We start from the raw sequence: 12,103 nt of genomic DNA on the forward strand, positions 1-12,103 counted from the left end.
ATCAACCACCCACCGCTTGATTTTTCTTTAATCCCGCTTTCCAGATCCATTGAAGCATCATAATGAATATCACGGCCCAAACCGATGCGATCATAAAGCCCTGGCGCACCTCATGACCATTAGCGGCTTGGCTGATCAGATCAATCGGAAAACCGATCATGTAACGAAAGGGCAGGAAAATGCTCCATTGCTGCAAAAGCGGTGGAAGCATCGATAATGGCGCTATTCTCCCTGATAAAAATAAAGAGATAACTTCCAGCACGCTGTAGATGGCCGCAACTTTTGTTATCCAAAAACCAAGCAGCCCGCAAGTATAGCTAAGCAAGAAACGAAGCAGCGCCCCCATCAACACCGCCGCCAAAAATAACAACAGCTGACTCATTGATATCTCAACGCGCAGTGCCGACACAAACAGCGCCGCCCCCGCCCATATCGGTATTAAAATAACAAGAAATAATAGCTTATACACTACATTCTCCGCAATCGCCCAATGGATCGGATGCAACGGCCGGATGATATAGTTGGAAAATGTCCCTTCGCGAATTTCGCGATCGAGCTCCCAAACATCCCATGCACTTGTCATTCTTTCTACAAAAATCACGGCCATAAAGTAAAAAAAGAACGCATCGCTTTGCGATGGATCAATGTTGATCCAAACAGCCATCGTAATCAAGGGCTGAGTGATAGCCCCGGTCATCCATACAATCGTAGCTAGGCGGTAAGCCAGCATTTCCATGTACTTCATCCGTAAAAGAGCAGCATATTTACGAACCATGGGACAACTCCTCCTGGAAGGCGCGCGTAATCACTTCTTCCATCGGCGGATCTTGAATGTTAATATCATGAACGTGGAAATGCTGCAAGAAATGCGCCGACACTTCAGCTACCCTCTCACGATTAACCCGCAATACCACCTGGCTGTCCTCGATTTCTGCCACTTCCCCATAATCTTCCCAGCGCGCATTCGGCACTTCAGAAAAGCGCACCTCAAGCCGTTTGTATGGCGCCAGCTTTTCCGTTAACACCGACAATTCTCCGTCATAAATCAGCTGGCCGTAGTTAATCATCATAATGCGGTCACACAGTGCAGTCACATCTCCCATATAATGCGATGTTAATAAAATGGTCGTTTGGTGCTCACGATTATATTCCGCAATAAAACGCCGGACTTTTTCCTGTGTATGAACATCAAGGCCAATCGTTGGCTCATCCAAAAATAAAACGGCCGGCCGGTGCAATAAAGCCGCAGCCAGTTCACAGCGCATCCGCTGCCCAAGCGACAGGCTTCTCGTCGGTTTTGTTAGCAGCGGCTGCAGCTCCAACAGTTCCACTAATTCATCAAGCGTCCGATGAAAGGTGCGGTCATCGATTTCATAAATCGCCTTATTGACTAAAAAGGTTTCCATGGGCGGAATATCCCAAATCAGCTGACTTTTTTGTCCCATCACCAAACTCATCATTTTTTTAAACTCCGGCCTCTGCTCGAACGGAACAAATCCTCCAACATTCATCTTTCCCGATGTCGGGTGAAGCAGCCCAGCGAGCATTTTCATCGTCGTTGTCTTTCCTGCTCCATTCGGGCCTAAAAACCCAACAATTTCTCCTTTTGGAATGGTAAATGAAATATCTTTCACCGCTTCGACTACCTGATACTGCCGCTTCCATAAATGGCGGACCGCATCGAGCCACCCCGCCTGTCGAACATGAACGCGAAATGATTTATGCAAATGCTGAACTTCAATCATCATGTCCACCCTCCAATGCCACTTTTGAAGCCACCTATCGCCCAACAAAAAACAGGCTTCCTCATCATCGAAGCCCGACGTTGTCCTTTCCATAAAACAAATGGCATTCTAGTTGATATTTTACAAAAATTATACGTTTATGCAAGCATTTCATCCACATCCCCAGCAAACCATGGATGCGAGAAGGAGGAATTCGATACCGCTTCCGTAAATGTCGTTCCCTTCCCCGCGCCACCTTCTTAAAATAAAAAGCACTCCAAAGGTGAAGTGACCCCTGTCAAGTAGACAGGAATAAAAAAGCACATTTAAGCAGCCTGAGTCCGATATTCATAAGGACTCAGGTTGTGTAATTTCTTTTGGAAACGATGGTGGTTATAAAAACGAATAGATTGGTGTACGGCCTCCTTCACCTCTTCGGCCGTGCGGAAAGAGTATAGATTAAAACACTTTGCCTTGAAATGGCGGAAGAAGTGTTCCATGCAGGCATTGTCCAAACCGTTTCCTTTTCTGGACATACTGGCTTTTATATTGTATTTTTTAGCACGTTGTTGTATCAACGGATGTATATTGGAATCCTTGATCACTATGTAGGAGGAGTCCATTGACATTTCGTTTTTTATAGCCTTTTTTAGCGTGTCGATGACCAATTTGATGTCGTTTCAACCCCTCATAGTTAAGATACAAACGCTCGAAAGGCTCTTTCGGACTTCGAATTAGAAAAGTTTCAATCCCTGATAGTTAAGATACAAACTTTTGTTCCGTGATAGAACCATCTGGAATTTGGCCGTTTCAATCCCTGATAGTTAAGATACAAACCTGGAACCTGTTCGCCATGTTGGCGGAGTTCCTGATGTTTCAATCCCTGATAGTTAAGATACAAACGAAACAGCAACATGACGCTTTAGAAGAGGAACAAAAAGGTTTCAATCCCTGATAGTTAAGATACAAACTCAATTGCTCTTGCACTTAAATTTCCGTTTTTTATGTTTCAATCCCTGATAGTTAAGATACAAACGCAGCGAATGCACCTTCTAATGTAGAGAAACCAGTTGCGTTTCAATCCCTGATAGTTAAGATACAAACTAAACGTCCTCATAGAGCTTTTGAAGAGCGTATAATCTGTTTCAATCCCTGATAGTTAAGATACAAACACAGCCCTAAAGAATTATCACCAAGCGAGACTGCTCGGTTTCAATCCCTGATAGTTAAGATACAAACAAGAAGATAATAGAAATCGTTCCTTCCCATCGCTAGTTTCAATCCCTGATAGTTAAGATACAAACGGAGAAAAAGTTGACTACGCCATCATCATTGATGAGTTTCAATCCCTGATAGTTAAGATACAAACATTGCCAAGTATTAACAGTTAAAGGTGGTGAAGAGTGTTTCAATCCCTGATAGTTAAGATACAAACTTCGGATGAACACTATTGCCAGGACACGTTCGAAGGTTTCAATCCCTGATAGTTAAGATACAAACCCAAAAAAATGTTGATGTTGCCGTGTTTCTCTCGTTGGGTGGAATGGTTGGTTTTATTATAGCGAAAATCAGAAATGGGGGCAATTGCTGATTGTGCCAAGATTTTTTATAAAAATAAACTGTCGTCGATTCCTAGGGATTTTAGCAGCATTGGAGGTCGACGACAGCTTTCATCAGAAGCTTGTCATCCTTCTGTGCATGAAGCCAAACTGGCAAATTAACCCTGATCTTGATCAGTTGCGGAAAACACATAAAATAAACATCGCTAGTGATATCAATACATCTTGAGTTTGTAATGAATCGAAAGTATATAAACTTATTCTTTTGTTTGTCTCCCCACACGCTATGCATGTAGCCTCTCCGCATGGTGGCGCCATACTTTTTCATATTCAGAAATTAAGTTTTCGAAAATAACCTCCCAATTTTGGGTGAGTGCATAGGCGCGCCCCGCAAGCTCCATTTGTTTTCGTTGTGTGTCGTTTGACAGAAAGCGGACAATGGCAGCCGCAAATTCATCGATCGCTCCCGGCTCACATAAATAGCCGAATGCTCCGTGCTGCATAATGCTTTTCACACCGCCGCTGTCGGCGCCAATCACAGCCGTGCCGCTCGCTAACGATTCTAACACGACATTTCCAAAGGTCTCCGTCGCCGATGGAAACACAAATAGGTCGGCGGCCGCGTATACTTTCGCTAAGTCGCTTCCTTGCAAATAGCCAACAAAGGTCATACGTTCTGGTGCACGCTGCTGCATCTCCTCCTTTAACGGACCATCGCCGACCACCAGCCAGTGAACGTGATCCCGCAATGATTCCGGCAGACGTTTAGCGATTTCAGGCAAAAGCTGGACATCTTTTTCTACCGCTATTCTGCCAACATAAACAAGAAGATATTTTTCATCAATGTTATATTTTTCTCTCACTTCACGCTGATGATAATAAGGATGAAACAGTGAACAATCAACCCCGCGTGGCCAAAGATGCAAATTCGTAAAGCCACGCCGCTTTAATTGCTCCATTGTATCCTGTAATGGAACAAAGATTTTTTGCATTGAACGATGAAACCAATGCATGTAACGCCATAAAAAATTCGAGAGAAATTGTAAATCGTAATAACGCAAATAGTGATCAAAATTTGTATGGTACGATCCGACTAGGGGAACTTGCATTTTTCTTGCATAATGCAAACCGCAAATCCCGATGTTAAAAGGGGTAGCAACGTGGATAAGATGAGGCTGAAAAGCTTGTAGCTCCGCTTTCATTTGCAACACATTCGGAACGGCCACACGGCATTCCGGATATAAAAAGAAACGAAAGCTGCTCAAGCGGTGAATGCGGGAATGAAAGAACGGGTAATCTGGGATTTCCGGCGCAAACACTTTGTATTCGATGTTTTTCTTTTCAAAAAAATCGGTTAGGCGCTTTAATGTCCGCGCCACACCATTGATTTTAGGCACAAACGTATCCGTAAAAAGCGCAACTCTCATGCGAGCCCCTCCTCTTCAGCATTTAAAGAAGCAAGTAAAAAGCAAACGCACCGGCAGCTGTTCCAAGCAAACAGCCAGCCAAAACATCAGAAGGATAATGAAGCCCTAAATAAATTCGAGAAATGGCCACACTGAAAGCAATCGGTAAAAGACCAAACGACAAAACAGGCAATGCGAAAACAAATGGAATGACGATCGCAAATACAGCTGTTGTATGCCCAGAAGGGAATGAATGATCTTTTAACGGACCATATACCTTTGCTTCCGATAACACAACGTATGGCCGCGGCCGCGGATAGAGGCGCTTCATCACAGCAACAGGGATGTGACTAGCGGCTAAAGCACACGCGCTGGCAACTGCCGTCATGCGCCACTCCTGCTCAAAGAAAATCATCGCCAGCAGCACAGCGACAATCGAAAAAGTGGCACCGCCAACATGTGTAACCAATCGAAAATAAATATTGAGCCATTGGTAGTCAAAATAACGATTAATGGTTCGGAACATCCGACATTCCAACGTGTAAGCCTGCTGTAAAAGCTTTGTCATCGCGCGTCAAACTCCTTTTTAAAGAAAGTGCTACATCTTCAGATTAAAACAGAAATGTTGAGGAAATGAGAATAAATTGTAAATTTTTTTCTGAGCCGATGGTTCCCTCGCTTCACCTAACCATGATCATTTGAACCTCCTTTTTCAATCGTTCGATGAAAAAAGCGGCTAAAAGAACATAGCCGCCTTTTCCGTTTGTTTATTGATTATCCTCTGACTGCTCTGTATTTTCGTCCGTTTCTTCTATCTGATTCGTTCCATTATCTGGTTGATCCTCTTCATTGTTGCATGCTCCCAATAGCATAATGGTTAATAATGATGCCCCCACTTTGAGTAATAACGCTTGCTTTGCTTTCATCGCCATTCCCCCCATGGTTTTATAGACCCTATACATCTGGGCCTCTTCGGTACCATTATAAGGTTTTTTATTCCAATAATGTTTAAATTTACAGTAAATATAAACAAAAATAACAAGCCTTACACTCTTTTTACAAACATTCAACACGGCAAAAAAAACGCGGAAAACGGATCGTGTCTGCTAAGGCTTGAGACTGGACAGCAAATATGTGGACTTTCTTTTGTTTTACGAGTAACAAAGCTTCAGGGGATTTGTCCTTCAAAACTTCATGCATCTCTTTGTTTTGAAGATCAAGATGGCAAAAAATTTTTAAATTAATTATATAACAGATATTGATTTTTAATATCTGTTATAATACAATATAACCAACAAATCGAAAACAGGAAGGGAGCTACCAGCATGTTAACATTCCATCCGTTACCGCCAAAGCAATGCCAAGAATGCGGGGAAGAAATTGTAGAACAGCGCGAATCCTATTTATATGAATGCGAAAAATGCATGAGCCAACAGGAAGAATAACAGAGCCGCTATCTCTAAACAACAGCAAGCAAACAAACGACAAAAAGGGGGACAGCATCAGATGGAAATGTATGAACAAGCTTATCTACGATATTTGGAAAAATGCGAGGAGTTCGGGATTCAAGCGATTGATCCAATTGAATTTATTCATAATTTAACACCTGAGCAAATTCAAATGATGCTGAGTCAATGAATGAAACGGAGCGAAAAAATGAAGAAAAATCCCGCTGTAAGCTGTCATCCCCCTGTTCATTCCGCCAATAGAGTTGAACAGGGGATTTTGCCATTCCTTCGAAGTAAAAAAATCATATAATCGCGCAAAAAAGAGGGAGTTGATAGAACCAATCGAACCCCTCATGATCGAACTGTTCAGTGAATCAGCCTTCTTATCTATCATTTATCTGCTTGGGCCAACCGCAGCAAGATGTGTCCAGCATGATCTCGCCTTTCTCAGTGCTGAAAGAAAAATCATAAGATCATTATGAAAATCTAAACTCAACTGCGAAAGCTTCTCAATGCCCCCGATAACAGATTGACTTTCCATTCCCCATCTCCCCAAAAGAAAATAAACATCCCAATCCATCAACTATTTCAAAACAAACTGGAAGCAAAGAGTTTGATTCTTTGTAGGTCAGATCAAAGCACTTTCTTTGATAAACTTTATTAAACCATCTTCCTTATAAAAAAATAAAAAGAGCAACCGTGTATTGAAGTGACCCCTGTCAAGTAGACAGGAATAAAAAAGCACATTTAAGCAGCCTGAGTCCGATATTCATAAAGGCTCAGGTTGTGTAATTTCTTTTGGAAACGATAGTGGTTATAAAAACGAATAGATTGGTGTACGGCATCCTTCACCTCTTCGGCCGTGCGGAAAGAGTATAGATTAAAACACTTTGCCTTGAAATGGCGGAAGAAGTGTTCCATGCAGGCATTGTCCAAACCGTTTCCTTTTCTGGACATACTGGCCTTTATATTGTATCTTTTTAGCACGTTGTTGTATCAACGGATGTATATTGGAATCCTTGATCACTATGTAGGAGGAGTCCATTGACATTTCGTTTTTTATAGCCTTTTTTAGCGTGTCGATGACCAATTTGATGTCATTTCTTCGGCTGATGTGATCAGCCACAATTTCATTGTTGGATAGATCTTGAATGACGGACAAATAGAGCTTTTGCCCATTAAAAATTAAATAGGTCATATCCGTCACCCACTTCTCGTTTGGCTTTGATACGTGGAAATCTCGGTTTAGATGGTTGTCTGAAATCACATAAGGCTCTTTCTTTCCGTAATAAGGCCGTTTCTTCCGAATCAACGCACGGATGCCCATCTCCCTCATCAGCCTTCGTACTCGTTTATGGTTGATATCCCGTTTGTGTTTCCGTTTCAGCCAAACTTGGACTCTCCGATACCCGTAGATGCCTTTGTGTTCTGGATGGCACTCCTCGATTTTTTCTTTAGATGCTTGTCTTCTACTTGCTTTTGAGAAGGGCGTTCCTATCGTTTTACCCACTTGTAATATCCACTTCGAGACACGCCTGCTATTTCACATAATAGTTGAATCGAATCGTAACACTCGGCCATTTCTTGAATGATCGCGAACTTCTTGTGAGCTGTTCCTACTTCCATTCCCCCTTTCACATCTTTAAGAGCTTTTTTAGCATTTCTACTTCCGTCTCAAGACGTTTGATTTTCGTTTCAGGATCTTCTGGCGAGTTCTCGGTCTTCCTTTATTTCGTCCTTTCGCTTTGCCCCGGGTTTCCTCCAGACCTTGTATTCCTTCCTGTTCATAGCGTTTCACCCATCGACGTACCATGGAAGGACTAATCCCCCATTCTTTCGCCACCGTTTTGTATCCCATGCTCTCTTCTAAATATAAATCCATAGCTTTCTTTTTAAACTTTGCATCATATGTTTTTCGTATTTTCCCCATAGAAAAATCCCCTCCATAGTAGACAGATTAATTGGCTTTCTTTTTTCTGTCTACTATAAGGGGATCATATCAACCATCAGGACGGCCTCGGCGATTAAAAAGCTTGTTGGAAAAAAGAGGTTTTTAAACGGTTTAAGCCTTCGATCTGCCGAAAAAAAGAATGCCCGCAAACACTTTTCTGTCAATGAATTTTTCGGTTTTTTCAAAGTGCCATCCTTTTTGTTGCCCACGGGCGGATATAAAAGGTGCCGTCCAACTTGGACAACCCAAACGGACAAGCACCTGTGAGAAATTTGCGGTTTTTCTATCTTGCGCTAGAAGCCCCTGTCAATCCTTCAATCGTCAAGTCTTCGATCGTGGCCGTTTCATTATCCAACACTTGTGCCCTTGCTTTAATGCGGTCGCCTTTTTCTAAGAAAATAGACAGCGGAAACTTGCTCGCATTGACAATATAAATGGTGGTGTCATTTTCCAGTAAGAAATAGACAACCTGCCCTTTTTCAGAAGAAGTGACAGAAACGCGGCTGACTACTCCTTCCACCGGCTCGGTTACCGTTTCTTCCGTCGCGCCGATATTTCCCGGATCTTGCATCAGCGCCATGCGGTAGGCGTCCAATGTTTCCTTCGCCGTATCGCCAAAAACGGCAAAATCGGAATCATTCGCTTTAATATAGGCATATTGTTTCAACAAACCATTCGGATCAAGCACATTGACGATCCACGTTGGATGGCCGTCGACATTATAAAGAACAGGCATGGAACCTTCCCATTTTTTCTCTGGAAATTCTTTATTGACAATTTGTTTTGCCCCTTCACTATCCATGATCCCGTTGTTTTTTTCGCCGTTATAGTAAACAAGTTCGCCCGTTCGCGCATCAATCAATGTATACCCTAAAGCCGAATCAATGTTTTCTTTAGGTGATGTCATATCTGTAAAATAAAGCATTTCCCCTTTGTTGTTGAAAATCGGCGTCACTTCTGATTCGGTGCCCGATTTATTCGGAATTTTGACATCTTTTTTCCCAAACACGCTATTCAGCCAGCCGTGGACATACTTCCCAAAATAATGGTTTTCCATCGTCGCTATCTCGGAACTAACTGAGCCTTCAATAAATTCCGGCGCTTTCTCCGTATCGTACATTTCCATTTTCCCTGTTTCCGGGTCGATGACAACCACCTTGATTTCATCAAAATCCGGCCGGTTTGTAAAATGAAGCGGCCGGTATACTGTTTGAACATACCATGGTTTCCCATTATCGTCGACTTCGATTTGCGCCTCCCCGCTTTGAATATAGTGCGGATATTCATTGTAAATGACCCGCTGAATATAGTGGTGTAAATAGCTGGAATTCGTATATTTCATCGGACTTTCATGAAACTGTGGCTGCCCGCTCACATCTGTCGCGGAAATCGTGAAATATCCGGCTGTTTCTTGCCCTCTTAAAAATTTCCAAAATCCCGCAAACTCGACCGGAGCCACATAAACGACTTCTCCATTCACTTTTTGCACCTGCAATTTTCCTAAATCAAAAAATTGCGTGTTGGGAACGACGCTCATCGCTTTTTGAGTTTTATTTCTAGCAAACTCCGGAGCGACCGCAATCGGCGTCTCTTCCTTCGAAAGCGGTTCAGCCTCGTCTTTTTCTTGGTAGGTGATGGTTTCGTGGGCCGTCCCCAATGCGGTAAAGCCTAACACAAACGTCACCAGCAGCCCAACCAACCCCAAGCCAAAAAGAAACATAATGGGAGTGGCCACGCGCGCTTCAAATTTTTGATCGGGACGGACCGCATAGAGCAGCAGCGGCAAGAGCACGCCGGCCGTAATTAAATTCGCCAGCAGCATGTTCGGAACCGTAATCGTCGGCATCAGAAAATAAAAAATAACGGCCGTGATTACATAACCGACCACAAAAAGAATAGCCCCCAGTTTCAACGCCCGTACCTTTTTCACAGAAGAAAACAGGACAACGAATAATAACCCCGCCGCATAAAAAGCCATAGCGGCCGCTGTCGCAATCAAAGTCCCATTCATGATGCCCCCCCTTTTTATGTTCGCTACTTGTTTTATACGTACGAACAAAAGAAAAGTTTCACATTTTTTACAGACAAGTCCCCACCTTTCATTATTGTCTGCTCTCTCCTTTATTTTCAACCACCACGCTAGGAAAACAAAAATAAAACTTTTTTGCTCAAGCACATGCTTGAACCGAACGACAGCAACTTTTTACCCGCATATTTGCTGGACTTTCAACCTTCCCATCCCTTTGTCAACATCGAGGGCGCCGCATGCCTAGACGCCATCCTTCTTACAGCGATATGGGCGTTGCGATTGAAACAAAAAAGGGTGATTCTCTCGTTTCGCGCTGCGTTCGACACGATGGAGCACCCATTGCCGGAGTTGGCGAAGCAATGTTTCTTCATCCCACGGACTTTTCGTGAAAAAATGGCTCAGTGTCGTGCGGTGATTCGGATGAAAACTCCCATGATGAAGATCGGTCAACGTTCCTGAACAACCTTTCGTGATCATCGCATCTACCATGTGAACGAGATGCTTCAGAACCGTTTCGAGAAATAAAGCGCTAACCCCAACGTCGTGAAAAACTTGTGAATTCCTTGATGATGCGCTAGTCTATTCATGAGACATGAACCTCCTTGTGAATGGTTTGGTGGCACATCTATTCTAATCAAGGAATCGGGTTCATGTCTCCTTTTTTGTTTGGTTGTCAATTTATGTTAGCGAATTTGCTCATCTACAGTTCATTATATAAGAAAACAAGAGAAGAGGGTATGAATGATTGTTCCCAAACTTAAGGGGGGATTGCAAAACAAGGGAAGATGATAAAACACCGGACTAAGGGGCTTCACTTTTAAGCCAGAAACTTGAGGAGAATTTTTCGTTAAACTATCGTTTTACGCAAAGTTTGAGGCAGGAAATAAAAAGTAATATAATGAAAGAAAATGACCCGGATTGCGACGAAGAAAAGGAGGGACGGTATTGACGGAACAGATCGAGCCAATCATTATTGAAGTGTTGATCGAAACGGTGTCCCCATATTTGATTTATTTGTTTGGATCAACGGTTACAGGACATGTTCATCAAGACAGCGACATTGATATCGCTTTTCTCAGCGACCAAAAACAATTGGATCATTATGAACGATTTATGGTTGCGCAAGAATTGGCATCCAGGCTGCACCGGGACGTCGATCTTGTGGACCTCAAACAAGCAAGCACCGTGTTTCAGGCGCAAGTGGTCAGTAATGGCAAAGTCATCTATTGTACAAATGAACAGAAAAAAGCCGAATATGAATGGAGAGCCTTGAAGATGTACGCAAAATTGAATGAAGAACGCACGGAAATCTTGCGAAACATTAATGAAAGCGGGTCGGTTTATGAAAAATGATGTCATTTTAAATAAAATTAGCGTGATCGAGCGGTGCATAAAGCGCATTCACGAAGAATATGAGAACAAACCGAAAAATTTAGAAAACTACACGAAGCAAGACTCCATGATCTTAAATCTTCAACGAGCGTGTGAAGCAAGCATTGACCTGGCGATGCACATAATCGCTCAGAAAAAGCTCGGCCTCCCCCAAAACAGTCGAGACGCTTTTTCTCTTTTAGAACAGCACGGCATCATCACTCCTTTTCTTTCACAAAAAATGAAAGCGATGGTCGGATTTAGAAACATCGCTGTTCACGACTACCAGGAGATTAACTTGATCATTTTGCAAAAAATACTTGATCACCATCTTACAATGAACCCATAGAGTGCGACACAAGGAGGAGATAAATAAGTTATACTGAAGCTATGGAAAAACGGAATCGATACACCGCAGAATTTAAGACGAAGGTTGTCATGGAAGTGCTGAGAGAAGAGCAGACAGTGAATGAGATTGCTGGGAAGTACGAAATTAGTCCGGTGATGCTAAGCCGGTGGAAGGCGGAGTTTGTGGAGCGTGCCTCCATGGTGTTCGGCCGTGAAACCAAAGAAGCCGAGAAAATGAAAAGAAACTACGAGGAGAAGCAAGAACAA

General features: G+C 42.9%; 15 protein-coding genes, 1 pseudogene and 1 CRISPR repeat array. Of the genes and pseudogenes, 5 read left to right on the forward strand and 11 right to left on the reverse strand.

The features are described from left to right. Position 1: 1 nt before the first annotated feature. The 6 genes from B6A27_RS15565 to B6A27_RS18730 all read right to left on the reverse strand — a co-directional run bounded on the left by B6A27_RS15565 (position 2) and on the right by B6A27_RS18730 (position 5,615). Complete coding sequence (locus tag B6A27_RS15565; RefSeq protein WP_066150407.1) at positions 2-775, reverse strand: ABC transporter permease; 774 nt, start codon at positions 773-775, stop codon at positions 2-4. After that, positions 765-1,745 (reverse strand): ABC transporter ATP-binding protein, encoded by a 981-nt coding sequence (locus B6A27_RS15570; RefSeq protein ID WP_080862602.1) that lies wholly within the window; start codon positions 1,743-1,745, stop codon positions 765-767. Before B6A27_RS15570 ends, B6A27_RS15565 begins: the two co-directional genes overlap by 11 nt. A 305-nt stretch (positions 1,746-2,050) precedes the next feature. After that, positions 2,051-2,353 carry an IS3 family transposase gene (locus B6A27_RS19430; protein WP_080862603.1) on the reverse strand — a complete coding sequence of 101 codons (303 nt, stop codon included), beginning with the start codon at positions 2,351-2,353 and terminating at the stop codon, positions 2,051-2,053. 48 nt (positions 2,354-2,401) lie between these two features. Then, a CRISPR array of direct repeats spans positions 2,402-3,224; the repeat unit is 30 nt; unit sequence GTTTCAATCCCTGATAGTTAAGATACAAAC. 343 nt (positions 3,225-3,567) lie between these two features. Continuing rightward, the gene (locus tag B6A27_RS15585) at positions 3,568-4,710 is read right to left on the reverse strand and encodes a glycosyltransferase family 4 protein (protein ID WP_080862587.1); all 1,143 of its coding nucleotides are present in this window, start codon (positions 4,708-4,710) and stop codon (positions 3,568-3,570) included. 22 nt (positions 4,711-4,732) lie between these two features. Next, positions 4,733-5,257, reverse strand: a complete 525-nt coding sequence (locus B6A27_RS15590) for a phosphatase PAP2 family protein (RefSeq protein ID WP_066150396.1) — start codon at positions 5,255-5,257, stop codon at positions 4,733-4,735. Between the two features lie 199 nt (positions 5,258-5,456). Beyond that, entirely contained in the window at positions 5,457-5,615 is a 159-nt protein-coding gene (locus tag B6A27_RS18730) for a hypothetical protein (protein ID WP_156487498.1), read from the reverse strand. 399 nt (positions 5,616-6,014) lie between these two features. On the opposite strand from B6A27_RS18730, the gene yhfH reads away from it, so the two are divergent. After that, the gene (yhfH, locus tag B6A27_RS15600; RefSeq protein WP_080862588.1) at positions 6,015-6,134 is read left to right on the forward strand and encodes a protein YhfH; all 120 of its coding nucleotides are present in this window, start codon (positions 6,015-6,017) and stop codon (positions 6,132-6,134) included. A gap of 61 nt (positions 6,135-6,195) precedes the next feature. Continuing rightward, positions 6,196-6,327, forward strand: a complete 132-nt coding sequence (locus B6A27_RS19265; protein WP_255357516.1) for a hypothetical protein — start codon at positions 6,196-6,198, stop codon at positions 6,325-6,327. 557 nt (positions 6,328-6,884) lie between these two features. On the opposite strand, the gene B6A27_RS19435 is transcribed toward B6A27_RS19265, so the two are convergent. The 5 genes and pseudogenes from B6A27_RS19435 to B6A27_RS15620 all read right to left on the reverse strand — a co-directional run. Further along, positions 6,885-7,094: an IS3 family transposase gene (locus B6A27_RS19435; protein ID WP_139788142.1), complete on the reverse strand. Its 210-nt coding sequence runs from the start codon at positions 7,092-7,094 to the stop codon at positions 6,885-6,887. Beyond that, positions 7,018-7,647, reverse strand: coding sequence for an IS3 family transposase (locus B6A27_RS15605; RefSeq protein WP_161491051.1), 630 nt, complete (start codon positions 7,645-7,647; stop codon positions 7,018-7,020). Before B6A27_RS15605 ends, B6A27_RS19435 begins: the two co-directional genes overlap by 77 nt. 153 nt (positions 7,648-7,800) lie before the next feature. Beyond that, on the reverse strand, positions 7,801-8,067 hold the full coding sequence (locus B6A27_RS15610) for a helix-turn-helix domain-containing protein (RefSeq protein WP_369824192.1): 267 nt from the start codon (positions 8,065-8,067) through the stop codon (positions 7,801-7,803). A 304-nt stretch (positions 8,068-8,371) separates the two neighbouring features. Next, complete coding sequence (locus B6A27_RS15615) at positions 8,372-10,099, reverse strand: DNA-binding protein (RefSeq protein WP_080862589.1); 1,728 nt, start codon at positions 10,097-10,099, stop codon at positions 8,372-8,374. A gap of 270 nt (positions 10,100-10,369) precedes the next feature. Continuing rightward, positions 10,370-10,704: pseudogene (locus tag B6A27_RS15620) on the reverse strand (IS701 family transposase); the annotation flags it as partial. Positions 10,705-11,062: 358 nt separating this feature from the next. On the opposite strand from B6A27_RS15620, the gene mntA reads away from it, so the two are divergent. The 3 genes from mntA to B6A27_RS15635 form a co-directional block, all read left to right on the forward strand. Then, the gene (gene mntA / locus B6A27_RS15625) at positions 11,063-11,470 is read left to right on the forward strand and encodes a type VII toxin-antitoxin system MntA family adenylyltransferase antitoxin (protein ID WP_139788144.1); all 408 of its coding nucleotides are present in this window, start codon (positions 11,063-11,065) and stop codon (positions 11,468-11,470) included. Further along, complete coding sequence (gene hepT, locus B6A27_RS15630) at positions 11,460-11,837, forward strand: type VII toxin-antitoxin system HepT family RNase toxin (protein WP_080862590.1); 378 nt, start codon at positions 11,460-11,462, stop codon at positions 11,835-11,837. The genes mntA and hepT overlap by 11 nt, the downstream gene beginning before the upstream one ends. Positions 11,838-11,878: 41 nt before the next feature. Continuing rightward, positions 11,879-12,103: transposase (locus B6A27_RS15635; protein WP_139788145.1), on the forward strand; the 225-nt coding region annotated here is incomplete at its 3' end.

Origin of the sequence: Anoxybacillus sp. UARK-01, assembly GCF_002075365.1 — a bacterium.
Taxonomy (GTDB): domain Bacteria; phylum Bacillota; class Bacilli; order Bacillales; family Anoxybacillaceae; genus Anoxybacteroides; species Anoxybacteroides rupiense.